Annotated in this window: 20 protein-coding genes; 13 read left to right on the forward strand and 7 right to left on the reverse strand. The window is 65.1% G+C overall.

Annotation, left to right across the window (positions count from 1 at the left end):
* Positions 1-68: 68 nt before the first annotated feature.
* On the reverse strand, positions 69-572 hold the full coding sequence (locus tag E3T46_RS10180) for a glutathione peroxidase (RefSeq protein WP_134578473.1): 504 nt from the start codon (positions 570-572) through the stop codon (positions 69-71).
* A 351-nt stretch (positions 573-923) separates the two neighbouring features.
* On the opposite strand from E3T46_RS10180, the gene E3T46_RS17925 reads away from it, so the two are divergent.
* Positions 924-1,091: a hypothetical protein gene (locus E3T46_RS17925; protein ID WP_166790237.1), complete on the forward strand. Its 168-nt coding sequence runs from the start codon at positions 924-926 to the stop codon at positions 1,089-1,091.
* A gap of 265 nt (positions 1,092-1,356) precedes the next feature.
* Positions 1,357-3,042 carry a ribonuclease J gene (locus E3T46_RS10185; protein WP_134578474.1) on the forward strand — a complete coding sequence of 562 codons (1,686 nt, stop codon included), beginning with the start codon at positions 1,357-1,359 and terminating at the stop codon, positions 3,040-3,042.
* Between the two features lie 81 nt (positions 3,043-3,123).
* Here E3T46_RS10185 and E3T46_RS10190 read toward each other — a convergent pair whose 3' ends face one another.
* Entirely contained in the window at positions 3,124-4,737 is a 1,614-nt protein-coding gene (locus E3T46_RS10190) for a peptide chain release factor 3 (protein ID WP_134578475.1), read from the reverse strand.
* A 354-nt stretch (positions 4,738-5,091) separates the two neighbouring features.
* Between E3T46_RS10190 and E3T46_RS10195 the strand changes: the two genes are divergently transcribed.
* Positions 5,092-6,096, forward strand: coding sequence for an aldo/keto reductase (locus E3T46_RS10195; RefSeq protein ID WP_241977648.1), 1,005 nt, complete (start codon positions 5,092-5,094; stop codon positions 6,094-6,096).
* A 3-nt stretch (positions 6,097-6,099) separates the two neighbouring features.
* On the opposite strand, the gene E3T46_RS10200 is transcribed toward E3T46_RS10195, so the two are convergent.
* A complete protein-coding gene (locus E3T46_RS10200; RefSeq protein WP_134578476.1) occupies positions 6,100-6,690 on the reverse strand; it encodes a TetR/AcrR family transcriptional regulator in 591 nt (196 codons plus the stop codon).
* Positions 6,691-6,948: 258 nt separating this feature from the next.
* Between E3T46_RS10200 and E3T46_RS10205 the strand changes: the two genes are divergently transcribed.
* From E3T46_RS10205 to E3T46_RS10220, 4 genes are all read left to right on the forward strand, one after another.
* Positions 6,949-8,292: a pitrilysin family protein gene (locus E3T46_RS10205; protein WP_134578477.1), complete on the forward strand. Its 1,344-nt coding sequence runs from the start codon at positions 6,949-6,951 to the stop codon at positions 8,290-8,292.
* 64 nt (positions 8,293-8,356) lie between these two features.
* Positions 8,357-8,959, forward strand: coding sequence for a histidine phosphatase family protein (locus tag E3T46_RS10210; protein ID WP_134578520.1), 603 nt, complete (start codon positions 8,357-8,359; stop codon positions 8,957-8,959).
* Between the two features lie 44 nt (positions 8,960-9,003).
* Positions 9,004-9,765 carry a 4-hydroxy-tetrahydrodipicolinate reductase gene (gene dapB / locus E3T46_RS10215; protein ID WP_134578478.1) on the forward strand — a complete coding sequence of 254 codons (762 nt, stop codon included), beginning with the start codon at positions 9,004-9,006 and terminating at the stop codon, positions 9,763-9,765.
* Positions 9,762-10,202 (forward strand): hypothetical protein, encoded by a 441-nt coding sequence (locus E3T46_RS10220; RefSeq protein ID WP_134444427.1) that lies wholly within the window; start codon positions 9,762-9,764, stop codon positions 10,200-10,202. The genes dapB and E3T46_RS10220 overlap by 4 nt, the downstream gene beginning before the upstream one ends.
* An 11-nt stretch (positions 10,203-10,213) precedes the next feature.
* Here E3T46_RS10220 and E3T46_RS10225 read toward each other — a convergent pair whose 3' ends face one another.
* The 4 genes from E3T46_RS10225 to E3T46_RS10240 all read right to left on the reverse strand — a co-directional run bounded on the left by E3T46_RS10225 (position 10,214) and on the right by E3T46_RS10240 (position 12,636).
* Positions 10,214-11,104, reverse strand: coding sequence for a TIGR01777 family oxidoreductase (locus tag E3T46_RS10225; RefSeq protein WP_134578479.1), 891 nt, complete (start codon positions 11,102-11,104; stop codon positions 10,214-10,216).
* 9 nt (positions 11,105-11,113) lie between these two features.
* The gene (locus E3T46_RS10230) at positions 11,114-11,545 is read right to left on the reverse strand and encodes an OsmC family peroxiredoxin (RefSeq protein WP_134444431.1); all 432 of its coding nucleotides are present in this window, start codon (positions 11,543-11,545) and stop codon (positions 11,114-11,116) included.
* A gap of 133 nt (positions 11,546-11,678) precedes the next feature.
* The gene (locus tag E3T46_RS10235) at positions 11,679-12,182 is read right to left on the reverse strand and encodes a DUF4395 domain-containing protein (protein WP_134578480.1); all 504 of its coding nucleotides are present in this window, start codon (positions 12,180-12,182) and stop codon (positions 11,679-11,681) included.
* A complete protein-coding gene (locus E3T46_RS10240) occupies positions 12,169-12,636 on the reverse strand; it encodes a thioredoxin family protein (RefSeq protein ID WP_134444435.1) in 468 nt (155 codons plus the stop codon). Before E3T46_RS10240 ends, E3T46_RS10235 begins: the two co-directional genes overlap by 14 nt.
* Positions 12,637-12,801: 165 nt before the next feature.
* On the opposite strand from E3T46_RS10240, the gene thyX reads away from it, so the two are divergent.
* From thyX to E3T46_RS10270, 6 genes are all read left to right on the forward strand, one after another.
* Positions 12,802-13,512 carry an FAD-dependent thymidylate synthase gene (thyX, locus tag E3T46_RS10245; RefSeq protein WP_134578481.1) on the forward strand — a complete coding sequence of 237 codons (711 nt, stop codon included), beginning with the start codon at positions 12,802-12,804 and terminating at the stop codon, positions 13,510-13,512.
* 88 nt (positions 13,513-13,600) lie between these two features.
* Entirely contained in the window at positions 13,601-14,578 is a 978-nt protein-coding gene (gene dapA, locus E3T46_RS10250) for a 4-hydroxy-tetrahydrodipicolinate synthase (protein ID WP_134467651.1), read from the forward strand.
* A 177-nt stretch (positions 14,579-14,755) separates the two neighbouring features.
* Positions 14,756-15,817 carry a hypothetical protein gene (locus E3T46_RS10255; protein WP_174845393.1) on the forward strand — a complete coding sequence of 354 codons (1,062 nt, stop codon included), beginning with the start codon at positions 14,756-14,758 and terminating at the stop codon, positions 15,815-15,817.
* Positions 15,814-16,509, forward strand: coding sequence for an ABC transporter ATP-binding protein (locus E3T46_RS10260; protein WP_134578482.1), 696 nt, complete (start codon positions 15,814-15,816; stop codon positions 16,507-16,509). Before E3T46_RS10255 ends, E3T46_RS10260 begins: the two co-directional genes overlap by 4 nt.
* Entirely contained in the window at positions 16,506-17,735 is a 1,230-nt protein-coding gene (locus E3T46_RS10265) for an ABC transporter permease (RefSeq protein WP_134578483.1), read from the forward strand. The genes E3T46_RS10260 and E3T46_RS10265 overlap by 4 nt, the downstream gene beginning before the upstream one ends.
* 99 nt (positions 17,736-17,834) lie before the next feature.
* Positions 17,835-20,735 carry a DNA translocase FtsK gene (locus E3T46_RS10270; protein ID WP_134578484.1) on the forward strand — a complete coding sequence of 967 codons (2,901 nt, stop codon included), beginning with the start codon at positions 17,835-17,837 and terminating at the stop codon, positions 20,733-20,735.
* The last annotated feature ends 2 nt before the right edge of the window (positions 20,736-20,737 follow it).

The following is a 20,737-nucleotide window of genomic DNA, read 5'->3' on the forward strand; positions in this document are numbered from 1 at the left end:
TCCTGGGCCCATGATCTAGCATGGGCCCACTTTCCGGGCCCGGGCCCGGGAAGTAGAGACGCGAGGGGCTAGGCGGCTTTGGCGGCCAGAACCTTTTCGATCGCGTCGACGATCTCGGTAGACTCCGGTTCCACCGAGGAGGCGAAGCGGTCCACGATCTCACCGGTCGGTGTCACCAGAAACTTCTCGAAGTTCCACTTGATCAGACCGGGGAACAGGCCCTGCTTGAACTTCGTCAGCTCCGCGTAGAGCGGATGCTGGTGCTTTCCGCGCACATCGACCTTGGCCGTCATCGGGAAAGTCACGCCGTAGGTCATGCCGCAGAACTCGGCGATGTCCTCCTCGGTGCCGGGTTCCTGGCCCATGAACTGGTTGCTGGGCAGGCCGAGTACCACTAACCCGTCGTCGGCGTAGCGCCGGTACAGCGCTTCCAGACCGGCATACTGCGGGGTGAACCCACACTTCGAGGCCACGTTGACGACAAGAACCGTCTTGCCGGCGTAAGCGCCGAAGGTGGTTTCTGTTCCGTCGATGAGGGTGAGGGGGATGTCGTACAGCGCAGAAGAAGTCATTACAGAATTTTATCGACTTTAGTCTCCATGCTGGCTGCACGGTACCTGTATAGCTGCAGGCCATCCTGTAACTGCATGGCGCCTGTGTAGATCGTGCATTTCCCCCAAATGGGTGGCACGCTGCGGTATTCTTAGATCAGCTCAGAAATCATGGCGGTCCATTAGAGGATCCGGGTTTCTGCAGCCCGCGCGGCGCAGCGCATTTTTCCCGCCGACCGGGCCATCACCCCAGTTTCACTCGAACCAGCTCCTCGCAGACACGCCTGTGCGTTTTGCGAGGACTCTCGAACGTGACTGGGTGCTCTGTCTGACTGTCGGCATCCGCTTTCACTCAATTGCACCAGGAGCACCATGAATTCCTACGTATCGAAGTCCACGACACGCACGACCACCGCCAACGAGTACGTCACCCACGACGTTCGCCGAGCGATCACCGCCACCGGCTACGTCAGCGGCACCGCGCGGCACCTTGAGGCCGGCGGATACGTGTCGGCGCAGGCCGCGCCGTGTAGTCGTTAACCCGACCGACCGCCAAGGTCGATGACACGAATCAGGGGACTCCGCCGAGCGCGGGGCCCCTTTTTCGTGCCCGAAACTCCGATCGTGGATGCGTCGGTAGACTAAGGAGGTATCTGGCCGGTATTTTGCTTGCCCGCCAGACACGACACGAAGTACGCGTATGCGCGCTGAGGCCCCCTGAGTATTGCTCGTCGGTCTTTCGCATGCCCGATCTCGGTCCCCACACACCTGGACATGCAGTACCGCAGACAACGAAATGAGATTCATGAATAACCACTACCTCGACCTGAGCACTCCGCCGGCACTGCCGGCCCGCGGCATGCGCATCATCCCGCTCGGAGGCCTCGGCGAGATCGGCCGCAACATGACCGTCTTCGAGCACAAGGGAAAGCTGCTCATCATCGACTGCGGCGTTCTCTTCCCCGAGGACAACCAGCCGGGCATCAACGTGATCCTGCCTGACTTCACGGCCATCCGCGACCGCCTGCAGGACATCGAGGCCATCGTGCTCACCCACGGTCACGAAGACCACATCGGCGCCGTGCCCTACCTGCTCAAGGAGCGCGGCGACATTCCCGTCGTCGGGTCCAAGCTCACCCTGGCCTTCCTCGCTGCGAAGCTGCAGGAGCACCGCCTCAGCCAGAACTTCATTGAGGTGAAGGAGGGCGAGCGTCGCACGATCGGTCAGTTCGACCTCGAATTCATCGCCGTCAACCACTCCATCCCCGATGGGCTGGCCATCGCCATCCGCACCGAGGCCGGCCTCGTGCTCGCCACCGGTGACTTCAAGATGGACCAGTTCCCCCTCGACAAACGCCTCACCGACCTCGGCGCCTTCGCCCGCCTGGCCGAAGAGGGCGTTGACCTGTTCATGACGGACTCGACCAACGCCGAGGTTCCCGGCTTCACCACCGCCGAGAAGGACATCGGACCGGCCATCGACACCGTGTTCCGTACCTCCCCACGCCGCATTATCGTGTCGAGCTTCGCGAGCCACGTGCACCGCATCCAGCAGGTCATCGACGCTGCCGTCAAGCACAACCGCAAGGTGGCCTTCGTCGGCCGCTCCATGGTGCGCAATATGGGAATCGCGAGCGAACTCGGCTACCTCAACGTTCCCAAGGGCTTGATCGTCGACATGAAGGCGCTCGAGCGCATGAAGGACGACAAGGTCGTTCTGATCTGCACCGGTTCGCAGGGCGAGCCGATGGCCGCCCTCTCCCGCATGGCCAACCGTGAACACGTCATCAAGATCGGCGAGGGCGACACCGTGCTGCTGGCGAGCTCGCTGATCCCCGGCAACGAGAACTCCATCTACCGCGTCATCAACGGCCTGATCCGCTGGGGCGCCAACGTCGTGCACAAGGGCAACGCCAAGGTGCACGTCTCCGGCCACGCCAGTGCGGGCGAGCTCGTCTACTGCTACAACATCGTCAAGCCGGTCAACGTCATGCCGATCCACGGTGAATGGCGTCACCTCACGGCCAACGCCGAACTCGCCATCCAGACCGGCGTCCCCTCGGAGAACGTCATCGTCGTCGAAGACGGCGTCGTTGTCGACCTCATCGACGGCCACGCCAAGGTCACCGGCCGCGTTGTCGCCGACTACGTCTTCGTTGACGGCATGACCGTCGGCGGGGCAGCATCCGCTGCGATGGAAGATCGTCGTAAGCTCGCCGAGGACGGCACCATCACCATTCTCGGAATCCTCAACGCCAAGACCGGCACGCTCTCCGAGCCCGTCGAGTTCCTGGCGCGCGGATTCGTGCACGACGACGAGTGGGTCAAGGGCGCCACCAAGGTCATCGATGAGGCCATGAAGGCCGCGAACCGCATCAAGATCGTGGACGGCGCCGAGCTCGAGGATCTGTTCACGCAGTCCGTGAGCCGCTGGATGAACCGCAAGTACCGTCGCAGCCCCGTCATCACCTCCGTGGTCGTCGACGCGTAACCGCTGCATCACCTAGCTGCTACAGCACGAGAAAGGCCGCATCCTCCACGAGGATGCGGCCTTTCTGGTTAGTGAAACACGCTACATAAAGTCGTCGGCCGTCGCGTTCGCGATGTCGATCAGCACAAGCTTCGGGTTCTCCTTGGCAATAGCCTGCAACCGCCACGGCGTGCTGAACAGGGCGAGCAGCGTGCCGTCGGAGCGGGTGAACACCTCCACCTGGCGGGTTCCGGCGAGCACGAGCGCGCTCTCCTTGTCGGTCTTGCGGGCCACCTGGTAGGGCAGCGCTTCCATGCGGATGTCGGCGTGAAAGTCGTGCACCATGCGGTCTTCGACGACCTCGAACTGCATCGGTCCGACGGCGCCGAGCACCGGGGCCTGCTCGCCGCGCACCTCTGAGCGCATCACCTGGATGACGCCCTCATGGTCGAGCTGGTCGATGCCGCGGCGAAACTGCTTGTGCTTGCTGCTGTCTACCGGGCGAATGGCGCGAAAGTGTTCGGGCGAGAACAACGGTAACGGCGGAAACTCCACCCGCTCGTCTTCGAAGATCGAGTCGCCCACCCGCAGCGCCGACGCGTTCACGAGTCCGACGATGTCGCCGGGCCAGGCCCGGTCGGTGACGGTACGTTCCTTGCCGAACAATTGCTGGGCATACTTCGTGGCAAAGGGCCGGCCGGTCGCGGCGTGGGTGACGATCATGCCGCGGCGAAATTCGCCGGAGCAGACGCGCACGAAGGCCACGTGGTCGCGGTGCGCCGAGTTCATGCCGGACTGCACCTTGAACACAAACCCCGAGAACGGCGAGGTGACCTTGCGCGGGTTGCCATCGATATCGATGCGGGCTTCGGCCGGCGGCGCGAACTCGACCAGGGTGTCGAGCAGCTGCTGCACCCCGAAGTTCGCCACGGCCGCGCAGAATAGCACCGGGGTGGTCTGGCCGTCGAGAAACAGCTCGGAGTCGTGATTCTGCGACTCAGCGTCGAGAAGCTCAGATTCTTCGACAGCGGATGCCCAGGCCGGGCCCTCTTCTCTGGCCGCGTCAGCCGCATCCAGCCGCACCGATTCGGCCACGGTCGCGCCACCAGCCGTGCGGGTGTAACGCAGAAAATCACCGGAACGGCGATCGAGCACACCGCGCAGGTCGCCGGCCTCGCCGACCGGCCAATTCAACGGCGTCGGCAGCAGACCGGTACGGGTCTGAATCTCATCCATCAGGGCCAGGGGGGTGTCGCCCGGCCGGTCCCACTTATTGATGACGGTGATGACGGGAAGCCCGCGCTGCTTGCAGACCGCGAACAGCTTCATGGTCTGCGGCTCGAGACCCTTGGCGGCGTCGACGAGCATCACCGCGGCATCCACTGCCGAGAGCACCCGAAAGGTGTCCTCGGAAAAGTCGGCGTGGCCGGGGGTATCGACGAGGTTGATCACGGCGTCGTGGTACTCGAACTGAATCGCGGCGCTCGTGACCGAGATGCCGCGGGCCTTTTCCATCTCCATCCAGTCGGAGACGGTACCGCTGCGGCCGGCCTTGCCGTGCGTGGCGCCGGCGGAAGTGATGGCGCGGGCGTGCAGCAGCAGTGCTTCGGTCAGCGTGGACTTTCCAGCGTCCGGGTGGGAGATCACGGCGAAGGTGCGGCGCCTGCGAGCCTCACGGGGAACCTGAGGGTTGGGCACGGAGACGTCGGTGGTCATGGCTGCTTTCCTGCGGCTGATTCGGGCAGGATACCTCGCCAGAAGATCGAATAGTCGATTCGATAACCGGCGGCCCAGGGCGGATGTGCACCTGCACATTCAGCCCAATTTTCGCGCAACGGCCAGTCTAACAAATCATGCGCGTACCGACTGTCGACCAACGCAGTCTGGCCCCGCCTCGAGGGTCAGCAGCACCAATTCGCCCCGTTCCGACGCACGTTTTGGTAACGGTTTAGCGTGCCGTCGGGAAATGTCGGTGGCCTCGCCTAAAGTCGGGCCAATAGCAAGCTTCACGCATCAAAAATCCGGCAGAAACGACTGGCCCGGCGAACACCCCGCGGGAGGAGAATCACGATGACCAGACAAACGGTCTCATCCTCCCTCGACGCGATGTCGATCGACCGTTCCGGGCTGGCCGAGTTGACCGTTGGTGCGCCTGTGGTCCGGCGCCAGATTCCGGGGACTGAGTTGTTCGTGCATCCGTTAGCTCTGGGCTGCAACGCCTTCGGCTGGACGGCTAACGGTGAAACCTCAACCGCGATTCTCGACGTTCACCGCGATCTGGGCGGAAATTTTCTGGACACGGCCGACAGCTTCGCCGCCGGTCGCAGCGAGGTGATCATCGGTGGGTGGCTGCGCTCGCGTCGAGCGCGCGCCGAGACCATCGTGGCCACCAAGATCGGACACAACCTCGACAACCCCGGGTTGAGCCAGCGCAGCATCGTCGGCGCCGTCGAGGCCAGCCTGGCTCGGCTCGGCACCGACTATCTCGACCTGCTTTACTTTCACTTCGACGACAAGTCCGTCGCCCTCGAAGAGAGCCTGGTTGCCGTTGACACGCTCGTACGCGCAGGCAAGGTGCGCCACCTGGCAGCCTCCAATTTCTCGGCTGAGCGCCTGATGCAGGCCCGGGTGCTCTCGGCATTAGGCCTGCCCAAGTTTGTCGCCGTCGAAACGCCGTACAACCTCGTGCACCGTACCGAACTGGAACCGAGTATCGCGGTTGCGGCCGGTGCACAGAATCTCGGTCTCATGCCGGGCTTCGCTCTGGCCCACGGTTTTCTGGCCGGTGCCTATCGCACCAAAGCGGATGCCGCCGGCACCGCCCGCGGTCAGCTCGCGCGGGTTTATGTCAACCGGCGGTCCCTGCGCGTGCTCGCCGTGGTCGATCGCATCGCCGCCGCCCACAGCGTCCCGCCCGCGACGATCGCATTGGCGTGGCTCCTGGCCCGGCCGGATGTGGTCGCACCGATCGCTGGGGCCGGGCAACCTGACCACGTGGCGTCGCTACTCGCGGCGGCGAGCATCCGTCTCGGCCGTACCGATCTGGCCGACCTGGATCGGGTGTCGACCGTCTGATTGCTAGTTGCTCGACTCGTCGAGGACGCGCTGCACGGCACGAATCAGCGCGGTGTGGGCGCCGATCGGGTCGCCGAGGTTGGCGCCGGCGAAGGCACCGTCCCTGGCCAGAAAGAAGTCGTCCGACGCGTCACCGGGCCGGGCATGACCCATGCCGCGGAACAGGTCTTCGACGCTGCGGCCGTACCAATCGCGGTGAGCGGCGACAGCCTGACGTACCGGGTGCGTCGGGTCGGTGAACTGCGCTGCCGCGTTGATGAACGGGCAACCGTGGAATCCCTCGCGGATCACCTGAGCTGAAATTTCGGCTACTACACCGCGCAGGCGTTGCTCGGGGGTGTCGAAGCGTAGCTCCAGCTCGGCGAGAAGCTCCCGAGCGCGTCGGTCCCGACCCTGCAGGTAGACCACGATGAGGGCGTCCTTGGAACGGTAGTACTTATAGAAGGTGGCTTTGGTGACCTTGGACTCGCTGATGATTCGGTCCACACCCACGGTGTGCACGCCCTCGGTGTAGAACAGACGGTCGGCGGTGGCGAGAATGCGCACCTTGGCGTGTGTCGCCGGCCGAACGGCCTCATCTGTCAGCGTCGTCATTCGGGCTCCTCTGTCGGGGGGGGCCGTTGGGGCCCAGATCAGCGCAAAACCGCGGCTTTGGGCAGGTCAGCACCCAGACTGTAACACACACTAGACAGACCAGTCTGTCGGATCTGACGGCTCGGTGCGATTTGGCCAAACTGGGGGTATCGAACGGTACTGGTGTTCAGCGGAACACTACCGGTACCAGCGTTGTGGCGACTCCTCCTTGCGGGTACGCCAGCGCGAACGGAGCGGTCAAGTAAGGTTGTGGGTGATATGAACGGTGCAGTCGACTTTCCCCTAGACCAGGCCGAACTCTCGTTTCGGGCCGCCGGTGATGCCCTCGTGCGGCGGACCGTTCTGCCGAGCGGGGTGCGTATTCTCAGCGAGCAGGTACCCGGTGCCCGCAGTCTCACCATCGGTTATTGGGTTGCCGTCGGTTCGCGCGATGAGCAGCTGGGCCATTTCGGTTCCACCCACTTTCTCGAGCACCTGCTGTTCAAGGGCACGCCCACCCGGTCAGCGCTCGACATTGCCATCTCCTTTGACGCGGTCGGCGGTGAGCACAACGCCATGACCGCCAAGGAATACACCTGCTACTACGCCAAGGTGCAGGACCGCGACCTCGGCATGGCCATCGACGTGCTCACCGACATGCTGACCTCGTCCAAACTGGATGCCGGTGAGTTCGAAACCGAGCGCGGCGTCATTCTCGAAGAACTCGCCATGGCCGATGATGACCCGGCCGACGTCGCCAGCGAGCGATTCTTTGAAGCCGTGCTGGGGAAGCATCCGCTCGGTCGCCCGATCGGCGGCAGCGCCGACGACATTCGCGGCGCCACCAGGTCGGCCGTCTGGGAGCACTACCAGGCCAACTATCGGCCGCAGGACCTCGTCGTCACCGTCGCCGGCGCTGTTGACCACGACGTGCTCGTCGCCGCCGTCACCCGGGCCCTCGAACTGGCCGGCTGGGACCTCAACGTCGCGCAGACCCCGGTAAGCCGTCGCGGCGGTGTCGCAGCCGATATTCAGCAGGGGCAGGCGCTCACCATCGTCAAACGGCCACTGGAACAGGCCAATCTGTTGCTCGGAATGCCCGGGCTGCTCGCCACCGACGACCGCCGCGTCACCATGAGTGTGCTCACCTCGATTTTCGGTGGCGGCATGTCGAGCCGGCTGTTCCAGGAGGTGCGCGAGAAGCGCGGCCTGGCCTACTCGGTCTACTCCTTCGCTCCCGGTTACTCCGACGCCGGGCTGTTCGGCATGTACGCCGGATGCACACCGGCCAAGGCCGGCCAGGTCGCCGAGCTCATGCTCAGCGAACTGCACCGCCTCGCCGATTCCGGCGTGACCACCGACGAGATGAAGCGGGCGTCGGGGCAGCTGAGCGGAGCATCCGCTCTCGCGCTGGAAGACTCGGACACGCGGATGTCCCGGCTGGGTCGTTCCGAGATCACCCTCGGTGAGTTCGCCGATCTCGATGAGGCCCTGCGCCGCCTTGCGCTCGTCACCGCGGCCGACGTGCAGGAGCTCGCCGCCGAGCTCGTGAGCGGGCCCGTGTCGATCTCCGCCGTTGGCGCGCTTGACGATGACGCCTTCGCGGCGATCCTCCCCGGCTGAGCCGGCCGCAAAGCTTCTGCAGTATCCGCACCCGCGGACTCCTTGAAATTCGAAATGGACAATGATGCCCCAGTACATCTACCTGGTACGCCACGGCGAGCAGCAGGATGCCGAACACGGCCTGCATGACGGTCCACTGTCGCCGCGTGGCAAACGTCAGGCGTTACTGATCGCCGACCGGCTGAGCGGCGTTCCCTTCACCGGCGCGTGGCATTCACCGCTGCAGCGGGCGACCGAAACCGCCGAAATCATGGCCGAACGGTTGCCGTCGGTGCAGAGCGAATCGTCTGCGTTGCTGTTCGACTGCATTCCCTCTGGCCGGGCGGCCGAAACACCCCAGGCCTACGACCCCTTCTTCGGCTCGGTCACAGACGACGAAATCGCTGCCGGACGCGCCCAGATGGAAGACGCGGTCGCCGAATTTCTGCAGCCACGTCGCAGCCAGCGGCACGACCTGCTGATCACCCACAATTTCGTGATCGCCTGGTTTGTGCGTGAGGTGCTCGGAGCTCCCGACTGGCGCTGGGTCGGCATCAACCAGGCCAATTGCGGATTGACCGTGCTGCAGCAGAAACCCGGCCGTCCCTGGACGCTGGTCACCCACAACGACCTCGGCCACCTGCCGGTCGAGCTGCGCACCGGACTGCCCGAACCGCTGATGTTCTAATCGACCGGGCGTTGCTGACAGAGATCAATTGGTAGATTGGTTCCATGACAACACGGGTGGCCATTATCGGCGCAACGGGCAAGATGGGCCGCCTGGTCTCCGACCTGATCGACCGAACTGAGGGCTACGAGGTCGTCGCCCGGCTTGATTCCCGCAGCGAGCTGAGCGAGATGCTCGGCGCCGAGATCGCCGTTGACCTGACCCGTCCCGACGTCAGCCGCACCGTCGTCGACTTCGCCACCGAGCACGGTCTGCGGGTGCTCGTGGGCACTTCGGGCTGGAGCCAGGAGGGCATCGACGCACTCGGCCACCGCCTCGAGGGCCGCGACGATACCGGTGTCATCATCATTCCCAACTTCTCGATCGGATCGGTGCTCGCCACGGCGTTCTCCGCCCTGGCCGCCCGATTCTACGACTCCATCGAGATCGTCGAGGCGCACCAGCCCGGCAAGGTCGATTCGCCGTCGGGCACCGCTGTGCGCACCGCCGAACTGATCGGTCGCGCCCGCGCCGAACTGGGCCCGGTGTCTGCTCCGCACACCGACCAGCGGGCCCGCGGGCAGCAGGTCTCGAGTGTGCCCGTGCACAGCCTGCGCCTGGCCGGACTGCTCGCCCGGCAGGACGTGATTCTGGGCGGGACCGGTGAAACGCTCACGATCAGCCACAACACCCTGTCGCCGAGCGCCTACGAGAGCGGCATCCTGCTGGCCCTCGCCGCGGCACGCACCGCCACCGGGGTGACCGTGGGCCTGGACCAGATCGTCGACCTTGGATTCGGTTCGGACACCGCGGGAGCAAACAAATGAAGGGCAAAATCGCCGTCATCGTCATGGCGGTACTCCTGGTTTTCTACCTACTGCTTGCCGGAGTGCGCGCCATTGCGTTCATCCAGAGTGGGGAACCGGTCGGGATAGCGATCGGCGTGGCGCTGCTCGTCTTGCCGCTGATCGGATTCTGGGCGCTCGCGCGGGAGATCACCTTCGGCATCCGTTCGGAGCGGCTGGTTCGTCAGCTCGACGAACTCGGGGGGTTTCCGTCGAACGAGCTGCCGGTGCGTCCGAGCGGTCGTCCCTATCGGGACGCTGCTGACGCTCAGTTTCCGGCGGCTCAGGCCGAGGTTGAGGCGGAACCCGAGAATTGGCAGTCCTGGCTACGTCTCGGCCTGGCCTACGACGCCTCCGGCGACCGCAAACGTGCGCGCGGCGCGATCCGCACGGCGATCACCCTCGAGCGCACGCGCTAGAGCCAGCGCCGCTACGGCTGGCGCAGCATCCAGGCGATCGCGGTGGCCGGCGTACGCTGAGCGAACTCGAATCCGTCGTCGAGCAGCTTCTGGGCGCTCACCTGCTGGTCGGCGAGCAGCAGTTGGCGGGCGGCATCCTGTAACAGAAAAGTTAGTATCGGTTTCGGTACCGGCAGCCGGAACGGCCGGTGCAGCGCGGCGGCGAGTGTGCTGAGAATGTCGTTGGCCGTCGCGGGGGTCGGCCCGACCAGGTTCACCGGGCCGGACAGGGTCGAGGTCAACAGATGCACGATCGCCGCGGCCTCGTCGTGCAGGCTGATCCAGGCCCAGTGCTGCATTCCGCTGCCGAGCGGCCCGGCCAGGCCTAGTTTGGCCAGCGGTAGCACGGGTTTGAGCGCACCGCCCTTGGCTAAAACCAGACCGGTCCGCAGGGTGACGACGCGGGTCGATTCGGGTGCGAGTTGCGCCTCGGCTTCCCAGCGCGCGACCACCTCGGCGAGAAAATCGGTGCCGACAGCGGATGTCTCGCTCAGTACTTCCCCCGGCCGATTCCCATAGATCCCCACCGCAGAGCCGTTCAGCAGAACGGTCGGCGGGTTCGTTGACCGAAGCAGCGCGTCGGTCAACGTGCGCGTGGCGTGCAGACGGGATTGCAGGATTTCCTGGCGGTACCCGCTTGTCCACGGCAGCCGCGCCAGCGACGCGCCGGACAGGTTGACGACGGCGTCGATGTCGTCGAGCACGCTCGGATCCAAAACCAACGTGGCCGGGTCCCAACGAATCTCGTTGGGACCGAGGGCCTCGCGTCGTACCAGCCGCACCGGGATGTGGCCGGCAGTTTCGACCTGGCGGCTAAGCTCCCTGCCGATGAGACCGGATGCGCCGGCAATCAGAACGCGCATGGCCTGGGCCTAGGCCAGCTCTGCTTCAATGGTGATCGGAATGCCGGCGAGCGCCTTCGAGATCGGGCAGTTCTCCTTGGCATCCTGTGCAAACGTTTCGAACTCGGCCTCGGTCAGACCGGGAATCTTCGCGCTGACCAGCAGGTGGCTGCCGATGACGCCGGTTCCGGCCGCAAAGGTGACGGCGGCGGTGGTCTGGATGCTCTCGGGGGTATGACCAGCCGAGCCGAGGGCGTTGGCGAGGGCCATGGAGAAGCACGCTGCGTGAGCGGCGCCGAGCAATTCCTCCGGGTTGGTGGTGTTCGATACCCCTTCGGCGCGAGCCTTCCAGTTCACCGAGAATTCCGCGGTATGTGAGGAATCGAGCGTGACGGTTCCGGAACCGGTGGGAAGATCGCCGGTCCAGACGGTGGTTGCTTCACTCGTGAGTGTCGTGGGCATGGTGTTACCTCCAGGTGATTGAATTCCACCCTATCCGTCAGACCTGCCCGGCGAACCTGTCCCGTCTGGGAACTTCCTGAGAGCCAGCCCGACACGACCCCGGCCCAGTTTCCCGGCTGGGCCTGGAACACCTTCAGGCGCCTCGAACCCGTGCACCCCGGTTCAGCAAGCCGAATCGTACGAGCAGCAAGTAGATCTGGCAGCCGAGGCAGTAATCGAACACAGCGTTGAGAAAGGCCGCGACGAAGGCTGCCGCCGCGGCGATGCCGACCGCGCCGGGCACTCCGGCCAGCCCGAGAGCCACGCCGACAAGCGTGACCGCGAGGCCGACGCCCTGGGCAAAGGTCGGTGGAGCGGCATCCTCGAGTTCGGCCGGGGGAGCAAGGCGGGGTCGTACGAATTTCTTGAACAGCACGCCATAGGGATGCCGTCCGGCTCCGGCCGCAGCGCCCCACGCGAATAGTCCGGTCAGCGCCGACAGCAGGATCAACGCGGCAACGGATGCCCCGGTCAGCGACAAGAAGATCACGGCGAGCAGTAACACGGCGGTGATCGCCGCACCGAACCTGGGCCCGCGCGGATCGATCCGGGGGCGCGCCCTGGGTGGCGTCGTGATCGGCGAATCAGCGGTTGACATAGGAACTCCGAAGGGTTGTGGACCGACCCGAATCGGGCTCGAAATTGTCCAGGGCAGCGGCGATGGCAGCGCGGTTCGGCGCGCCACCCACTCGTGCGCGCACCCGTCCTGCTCCATCGAGAATCAGGGTCGTCGGTGTTTGCAAAATGGAGTACCGGTTCGCTAAATCCGCGCGATGGGTCAGGTCCACGTCGACGTGCACGACGCCGGGGCGGGAATCCGCCACGGCACCAAGTAGTCGGCGGGTGCCCGGGCAGCGGGCGCACAACTCGGTCGAAAACTGCAACAGGGTCGCCGCGGCGCCGAACGGGGTCGCAGCCGCGACATCCGCTGGCCTGATGATCTGGCCGGAAATCTGGGTGACGCGACCCTGTCTGGCCCGCCAGAACAGGCCGAGCACGGTCGTGCCGGCCAGCAGTGCCAACAGCAGGCCGATAGCTTCGAGGGGATTCATGGTTGCAACGCTACGCGGGCGTACTGTGAATCTCGCACTGTGACGAGAGATTACGCCGGCTCACGGTGTGGCCCGGCCCCTACCTGCGGTGGATGCGACTAACCTGATTCAGTGTCTGATACCGCCGAACAAGAGCCCCGCCCGGAAATCGAATTTAGATCGGAAATGACCGTCGAACTCGTGCGCGCGAGTGCCCACGACTCCGATGTGCTGTTTGCCGCCCGGGTATCGACCCTGGGGGAGCAGACCCTGGAACAGAGTCAGCTCGAGGGGTCCGAGAGCGAGGCCGACGAGAAACGCGACCGCGGCCTAATCAATTACCTCATGCGCGACCGCCACGGCTCGCCGTTCGAACACAACTCGATGACGTTTTACGTGCGCGCGCCCATCTTCGTGTTCCGCGAGTTCATGCGGCACCGCATTGCCTCCTACAACGAAGAATCGGGCCGCTACCGGGAGCTGGGCCCGGTGTTCTACGTACCCTCCAACGAGCGCAACCTCGTACAAGTCGGCAAGGCCGGCGCGTATGACTTTCTGCCCGGAACCGCCGAGCAGACCGCGTTGGTGCAGCAGCAGACCCGTGCCGCCGCGATTCACGCCTACGAGGCCTACCAGCGGATGCTCGTAGCCGGCGTCGCCCGCGAGGTCGCCCGCATCGTGCTGCCGCTGAACATCTATTCCTCGATGTACGTGACACTTAACGCTCGTTCGCTGATGAACTTTCTCAGCCTGCGCACCAAGCGGGAGGGGAGTCAGTTCCCGTCCTTCCCGCAGCGTGAGATCGAGATGTGTGCCGAGCAGATGGAGACGCACTTCGAGAAACTGATGCCGCTGACCCATGCATCCTTCAATCAGAACGGTCGCGTTTCGCCGTAACGAGATTTCGTTGAGAAGTGCCCGGTTCACACGGGCACTTTTTGGGCTCTCGCCGGGCGGAGGGCGTGGAGACGATAGCCTGTAGCTCGTGTCTACCTCTACGAATCCCTTTGGCCAGGTGCTGGTCGCACTGGTCACCCCGTTTACCTTTGATGGCGAAGTGGACTGGGCCGGGGTGGAGAAGCACATCGACGACGTCATCAACGCCGGGGCCGATGGCATCGTCGTCACGGGCACGACCGGTGAGACCAGCACGCTGACCGACCCGGAGAAGATCCGCCTGGTCGAGGTCGGCAAGTCGGTCGCCAACGGCCGCGCCAAGATCATCACCGGCGGTGGCTCAAATGAGACCGCTCACGCAATGCAGCTGGCCCGGCAGAGTGAAAAAGCCGGTGCGGACGGCAATATGATCGTCACGCCGTACTACAACAAGCCGACCCAGGCCGGTATTCTCACCCACTTCCGCATGATCGCGGATGCCACCGATCTTCCGGTCATTCTGTACGACATTCCGGGGCGCACCGGCGTCGCGATCGCCTACGAGACCATCCTGCGCGCGGCCAAGCACCCCAATATTCTGGCTATCAAAGATGCCAAGGGCGACTTCGCCCAGGTCAGTCGGGTGCTCAACCAGACCGACCTGATGTACTTCTCCGGCGACGACCCCAACGTTCTGGCACACCTGTCGATCGGCGCGACCGGCCTGATCGGCGTGACCGGCAATATCACGGCCACCCCGTACCGGCACATGGTCGACGCGGTCAATCGTGGCGACCTCAAGGTCGCGACCGCCGCCCATCAGCAGCTCGAACCACTCGTGCGCGCCGTGATGACACACGTTCCCGGCACCGTGGCGGTGAAGTACATTTTGCACGGCCTCGGGCGCATCGGCAGCCCGCGGGTGCGCCTGCCCCTGGTCGGCCCGGAGGACTCCGAAGCCGCTCAGATCGAGGACGAACTCTCGCTCGTGCAGGACATCCCCGGCGTGGACTTCTCTAACTTCCGTCCGGACCGCAACGCTGCGGCCGGCGGATCGCTCCCCAAGGTCGCCGGCACCACGCGCTAAAGCGTTGATTGTGCTCGCGGCACTCGTTGGCGTTCGCGGCACCCGTCCGTAGGGTCGCCGCGAACTGCAACAGGTGCCGCGCGCCCGGCAAACCCAGCGCGCGATGCACCTTGCCACAAAACGCTAGGCTCAGGCCATCGAGCTTGACCAGGTCCGGTCGGCCGGGTGGGGAGTCTCGTGAATATTGCACGCAAATGGGTTTTTCCCATACTTCGTCTGATCGTGATTGCGGCCATCGCCGTGGCCTTGGTCAAAATTGCCTTCTACCCAGACGCCGCCGCCGACAGCAACCCGGCCGAGCCCACCGGCGTCATCGTCGAGCCCCAAATTCCGGTGGTTCTCGGAACGATCAGCAACGACGTGACCCTGCCCGGCACGGTCAGTGCCGACCCGGCCGTGGCCATCAAAGCGACCGCCGTCGGAACGGTCGACGAGATCTTCATCGCGGCCGGACAAGCCGTGAACAAAGACGACAAGATCTACGACATCCGGGTTGAGACGATCAAAGACGCGGTCGAAACAACGGATGCCGACGGCAACGTGACCATCACCCAGCCGAAACCAGTGGTCACCTTCGCCAAGGTGTTCGCGCCGATTGCCGGCATTCTCAGCTCGCTCACCGTGATTCCCGGTCAGAGCGTGGCCGTCGGCGACGCCACCGGGCAGGTTGCACCGCCCACCTTCTCGGTGAGCGGCGCACTCAGCCCCGAGCAGCAGTATCGGCTGCTGAGCAAGCCGACCGAGGCATCCGTTGCGATCACGCAGGGGCCGGCACCGTTCACCTGTACCGGCCTGACCATCACCATCCCGCTGGCCGGGGAATCGGCCGGTGGCGACGGCTCGGCGGGCGGCCAGGCGGGCACGAGTGGCACGACCGTGACCTGCGCGATTCCGGCCGACGTGACGGTGTTCTCTGGCCTCGCGGCTCAGATCACGATCGCGGCCGGCCTCGCCGAAAACGTGCTGGTCGTACCGACGACCGCTGTCGAAGGCTCGGCCGAGACCGGTGTCGTTTGGTTTGTGTTGGCCGACGGCGGTACCGAGGAACGCCCGGTCACGCTCGGCATGACCGACGGCATCAACGTGCAGGTCGTTGACGGACTCGTCGAGGGCGATGTGATCAATCAATTCGTGCCGGGTGCCCCCGTGGCACCGGGAGCCGACGGCTGCGATACCCAACCCGATGGCAGCCAAGTCTGCTACATGCCGAGCATCTCGAGTTTCGGGACCTCCAAATGACCCTGCTGCACCTCGAGGGCGTGACTCGTACCGTGCAGCTCATCGATGCGCCGCCGCTGACGATTCTCTCCGGTATCGACCTCGACGTCGACGTGGGCGACCGCGTGTCGATCGTCGGCCGTTCGGGTTCGGGCAAAACCACCCTGCTCAACCTGCTCGGGCTGCTCGACAACCCCACGAGCGGCACCATGCTGTTCGAAGACCAACCGGTAAGGTCGCTGTCCTCCGGCGCCAGGGACCGGCTGCGCGGCCGCGAAGTTGGCTTCATCTTTCAACAGTTCAACCTGCTGCAGGGACGCACCGCCCTCGAAAACGTCATGACTCCGCTGCTCTACGCGGAGGGCCGCCAGTTCTGGCAGCGCACCCGAATCGCCACCGAGATGCTCGAACGCGTCGGGCTCGGCGACCGGCTCGGTTCACTGCCCGACAAGTTGAGTGGCGGTGAGCAGCAGCGGGTGGCGATCGCCCGCTCGCTCGTGCGCGGCCCACGGCTGATTCTCGCCGACGAACCCACCGGCGCTCTCGACCTCGAGACCGGCGAAACGGTGATGGACCTGATCGACGAGGTCGCCACCGAATCCGGCGCAGCCCTCGTCACCATCACGCACGATCCCGCCATCGCCGCCCGAGCCAGCCGACACCTGCGCCTCGACCACGGCGTGCTGCAGGCCACCAGCACGGTGCCGGCATGAAGCGCGCCGTCAGCAATCTGGTAGGCGCGGTGATCGAGGCCTGGCAGGAACTGCGCATCCACAAGACCCGCGTCATGCTGTCGTTGATCGGCGTCGCCGTCGCCGTCTGCGCCATCACCACCGTGGTCGGGCTTGGCGCGGTCGCCCAACAGGCGACCGTCGAATCGAGCGAACGCTCGGGTGGGCGCGCCGCGAGCCTCTTTCTGTCGGCATCGATGAACGACGGCACAACTCCGCCGGGAATGCCCGAAATCTGGCGCACAGCGCTTGAACGTTACCAAATCGACTACGCCAGCCGGGTCGTGAACGCCAGCCAGAACGTGCAATTCGCCGACGGAGCCGTACCGGTGCAGACCCTCGGCATCGACCCGCCCTACGGCACCATGCACCGCATCACCCTCGAAGAGGGCGCCTGGTTTACCGAGGACGACCAGGCCAGGCTCGCCCCTGCCGTGCTGGTCAATTCCATCTTTTACAACCGTCTCGGTAGACCAGACCTGCGCACGCACCCGACCGCGACCCTGATCGGTGAACGCACCACGACGGCCGTCGTCACCGGCGTCTACCCCTCACTCTCGTGGGAGACCGAACCGGCCATGTACATGCTCGCCGACGCACTCACCGCCATTACGCCCGTCGTCAGCGACCCGAACCTCCAACAATTCGGACCGCCGTCCTATGAGCTGTGGGTACCCGTTGACGTCTCCGAGCCACTGATCACCGCGCTGCAACGCGACGTACAGGGCGCGCTCGGCGCCGACGCCTTCGTGCAGGTGAACCGGCAGGACTTCGCGGCCTTCCAGGACGGCGACCCCTACCTCTCGCTCAAACTCACCGTCGGCGCGATCGCCGGGCTGGTGCTACTGCTCGGCGCGCTCGGCCTGGTCAATATCGCCCTGGTCACCCTCAAGCAGCGCATCCGGGAGATCGGCATCCGGCGCAGCTTCGGCGCCACGGCCGGGCGGGTGTTCTTCGCCGTGATGATGGAAAGCGTCGTCGCGACCGTCGTCGCCGGAATCGTCGGCGTGATCGGCGCCGTCCTCATCGTCAAGAGTCCTTTTGTCGAGGATTTCATCAGCCAGGGCCAGGTCACCGACTTCCCGCCGTTCCCGGTTGAGGCAGCCATCCTCGGCCTGGTCTGCGCCACCGTCGTCGGCGCCCTCGCCGGGCTGATCCCCGCGCTCGTCGCGGTGCGCGTCAAGGTGATCGACGCCATCCGCTATTAGCAGCAAAACGGATGCCGCGGCGAGGCTTTGGCGGACCAGTCACGCGGGCCGTAGGCGTGGGGCCGAGGGAATGTCACCGGTGCTTGGTAGCGTTATTTCATGGCTACGAGCACTAAGTCGACCGGGCGTGCCCGCACCCCCGCAGCGAAGGGCGCTCCGGCGCGCAAACCCGCAACGCGGGGAGCCGGCGGCACGGCCGCGCAGAAGACCGTCAAATTCACCGCCGTCGAGGTGAAACCAAGCCTCGGAGCCCGCGCCTGGATGGGCCTGGCCCACCTGACCGGCGGCGCAGCGCGTGCCCTCGGCCCCGAAAAACTCTCCAAAGACGAACGCCGTGACGGTCTGCCGTTCTTTCTCGTTCTGCTCGCCATCTCCGGCGCCATCGTCGAATGGTTCCTGATCAATAACGTCGTCGCTCAGCGGCTCGACGCGTACACCTTCGGCGGATTGTTCGGCCGGGTCGCCTTCGCCCTCCCGGTCATCCTTCTACTGTTCTCCGTCTGGCTGTTTCGCAAACCGAGTTCGGTGCACGACAACGGTCGCATCGGCATCGGGCTGAGCCTGCTGCTCGTCACCATCTCCGGGCTCTGCCATATCTTCGGCGTGCAACCCGAGCCGCAAGACGGCATGCCGGCCCTCGCCCTGGCCGGCGGCGTGATCGGCTGGATGATTGCCGCCCCGCTCATTCTCCTGACCACGTCCATCGGCGCGACCATCGTCGTCATCCTGCTGTTGCTGCTGAGCCTGTTCATCATCACCAAGACGCCGCCGAATCGCATCGGTCAGCGCTCCCGCGAGCTCTACGACTGGCTCTTCGGCGCGCAACTGACCGACGACGAAGAACGCGCGGCCGCCAGCAAGGTCGCCAAATCGGGCAAGACCGTTCAGGTCGAACTCGACGGCGTCGACGAAGACGGCCCGGAAGGCGCGCTGCCCTGGTGGCGCCGCAACAACAGCAAGCGGGAGGAAGACCCCGACTTCGGCAGTGCGCTCTCGACCGAAAAACGAGGTGCCGACGCCAAGGCGGCGGACACCGCCGACCCGATGAGCGTGCTGCTCGGCGGCAACCAGTCCCGCGGCGGTTTTGACAGCGCGATCGAACCCGAAGTCACCGACCACACCGCCCCGCCGGAACGCGACCATTACGGCACCGAGGTGCTCGAAGACCTGCGGAAGGCCGAGCTCGCCGTCAAACGGTTCACCGGAGAGGTCGACCTCGGCGCGGGTCCGTCCACCGGCCTGCACTCTGACGACCCGGCCGGCCACACCGAGGTCCTTCCCGGCTTCGATGACGTCTTCCCCGAACTGAGTCAGGCAGTGGATGCCGACGGCGCGACTCTGCCGCCTCTCGCCTCCACAGATCCCCACCCGGCCATTCCGTATCTCGTGCCGGCAGCATCCACTCTCACCGCCGGCCCGCCGGCCAAAGCCCGCTCGGCCGCCAACGACGACGTGGTCAAGTCGATCACCGAAGTACTGCGTCAGTTCCAGGTCGACGCGAAGGTCACCGGGTTTTCGCGTGGCCCCACGGTCACACAGTACGAGATCGAACTCGGCCCGGGTGTCAAGGTCGAGCGGGTGACCGCCTTGAGCAAGAACCTCTCCTACGCGGTCGCCTCGAACGAGGTGCGCATTCTCTCGCCGATTCCCGGCAAGAGCGCCATCGGCATCGAGATTCCCAACACCGACCGTGAAATCGTCACCCTCGGCGACGTGCTGCGCTCGAATACCGCCACCAACGCCACGCACCCGATGACCATCGGCGTCGGTAAAGACGTCGGCGGTGGCTTCGTCATCGCCAACCTCGCGAAAATGCCCCACCTGCTCGTGGCCGGTTCCACCGGTTCGGGAAAGTCGAGCTTCGTCAACTCCATGATCACAAGCCTGCTGATGCGGGCCAAGCCGAGCGACGTGCGCATGGTGCTGATCGACCCGAAACGGGTCGAGCTCGCTGCCTACGCCGGCGTGCCCCACCTGATCACGCCCATCATCACGAACCCGAAGAAAGCGGCCGAAGCGCTGCAATGGGTCGTGAAAGAGATGGACATGCGTTACGACGACCTCGCCAGCTTTGGCTTTCGCCACATCGACGACTTTAACAAGGCCGTCAATAACGAGGAGATCGTGCTGCCGGTCGGCAGTGAACGCAAGCTCAAGCCGTACCCGTACCTGCTGGTCGTCGTCGATGAGCTGGCCGACCTCATGATGGTCGCCCCGCGCGACGTCGAAGACTCGATCGTGCGTATCACCCAGCTCGCCCGCGCTTCCGGTATCCACCTCGTGCTCGCCACGCAGCGTCCAAGCGTCGACGTCGTCACCGGGCTGATCAAGGCCAACGTGCCCTCCCGGCTCGCCTTCGCCGTGACGAGCGTCACCGACTCCCGAGTCATCCTCGACCAGCCGGGCGCCGATAAGCTCATCGGTCAGGGGGACGCGCTGTTCCTGCCAATGGGCGCGTCCAAGGCCGTGCGCGTGCAGGGCGCCTGGGTGACCGAAGACGAGATCGAAAAGGTCGTCAAGCACGTCACCATGCAGGCCAGGCCCGACTATCGGCCCGATGTCTCCATGGTCGCCCCGCGTAAAGAGATCGACTCCGACATCGGCGACGACCTCGAAGTGCTGCTCGCCGCCGCAGAACTCGTCGTCTCCACCCAGTTCGGGTCCACGTCCATGCTGCAGCGCAAACTGCGGGTCGGCTTCGCCAAGGCCGGCCGCCTGATGGACCTGCTCGAGTCCCGCGAAATCGTCGGCCCCTCCGAGGGCTCCAAGGCCCGCGACGTGCTCGTCAACGCCGAACAGTTGCCGAGCGTGCTCGCCCGCCTGCGCGGCTCCGACGACGAACAGCACGCCCTCAAGGCTCAATCCGACGATTCCCGTGCAGCCGCGGCACCCGACCCGCGCTACGCCGACGACCCGGTGGAGAAAATGTCGCAGGGGTATCCTGAGGTCGACGGCACCGAGGACGACGAGGATGCCTGGAAACTAACGGGCAGGGACTGAAC

Source organism: Cryobacterium sp. Hh11 (assembly GCF_004404045.1).
Classification (GTDB): domain Bacteria; phylum Actinomycetota; class Actinomycetes; order Actinomycetales; family Microbacteriaceae; genus Cryobacterium; species Cryobacterium levicorallinum.

Excerpts from the sequence above, each read along its gene's own strand:
- E3T46_RS10180 (WP_134578473.1), bottom strand. The coding sequence starts at position 572 with ATGACTTCTTCTGCGCTGTACGACATCCCCCTCACCCTCATCGACGGA.
- E3T46_RS17925 (WP_166790237.1), top strand. The coding sequence starts at position 924 with ATGAATTCCTACGTATCGAAGTCCACGACACGCACGACCACCGCCAAC.
- E3T46_RS10185 (WP_134578474.1), top strand. The coding sequence starts at position 1,357 with ATGAATAACCACTACCTCGACCTGAGCACTCCGCCGGCACTGCCGGCC.
- E3T46_RS10190 (WP_134578475.1), bottom strand. The coding sequence starts at position 4,737 with ATGACCACCGACGTCTCCGTGCCCAACCCTCAGGTTCCCCGTGAGGCT.
- E3T46_RS10195 (WP_241977648.1), top strand. The coding sequence starts at position 5,092 with ATGACCAGACAAACGGTCTCATCCTCCCTCGACGCGATGTCGATCGAC.
- E3T46_RS10200 (WP_134578476.1), bottom strand. The coding sequence starts at position 6,690 with ATGACGACGCTGACAGATGAGGCCGTTCGGCCGGCGACACACGCCAAG.
- E3T46_RS10205 (WP_134578477.1), top strand. The coding sequence starts at position 6,949 with ATGAACGGTGCAGTCGACTTTCCCCTAGACCAGGCCGAACTCTCGTTT.
- E3T46_RS10210 (WP_134578520.1), top strand. The coding sequence starts at position 8,357 with ATGCCCCAGTACATCTACCTGGTACGCCACGGCGAGCAGCAGGATGCC.
- dapB (WP_134578478.1), top strand. The coding sequence starts at position 9,004 with ATGACAACACGGGTGGCCATTATCGGCGCAACGGGCAAGATGGGCCGC.
- E3T46_RS10220 (WP_134444427.1), top strand. The coding sequence starts at position 9,762 with ATGAAGGGCAAAATCGCCGTCATCGTCATGGCGGTACTCCTGGTTTTC.
- E3T46_RS10225 (WP_134578479.1), bottom strand. The coding sequence starts at position 11,104 with ATGCGCGTTCTGATTGCCGGCGCATCCGGTCTCATCGGCAGGGAGCTT.
- E3T46_RS10230 (WP_134444431.1), bottom strand. The coding sequence starts at position 11,545 with ATGCCCACGACACTCACGAGTGAAGCAACCACCGTCTGGACCGGCGAT.
- E3T46_RS10235 (WP_134578480.1), bottom strand. The coding sequence starts at position 12,182 with ATGTCAACCGCTGATTCGCCGATCACGACGCCACCCAGGGCGCGCCCC.
- E3T46_RS10240 (WP_134444435.1), bottom strand. The coding sequence starts at position 12,636 with ATGAATCCCCTCGAAGCTATCGGCCTGCTGTTGGCACTGCTGGCCGGC.
- thyX (WP_134578481.1), top strand. The coding sequence starts at position 12,802 with ATGACCGTCGAACTCGTGCGCGCGAGTGCCCACGACTCCGATGTGCTG.
- E3T46_RS10260 (WP_134578482.1), top strand. The coding sequence starts at position 15,814 with ATGACCCTGCTGCACCTCGAGGGCGTGACTCGTACCGTGCAGCTCATC.
- E3T46_RS10265 (WP_134578483.1), top strand. The coding sequence starts at position 16,506 with ATGAAGCGCGCCGTCAGCAATCTGGTAGGCGCGGTGATCGAGGCCTGG.
- E3T46_RS10270 (WP_134578484.1), top strand. The coding sequence starts at position 17,835 with ATGGCTACGAGCACTAAGTCGACCGGGCGTGCCCGCACCCCCGCAGCG.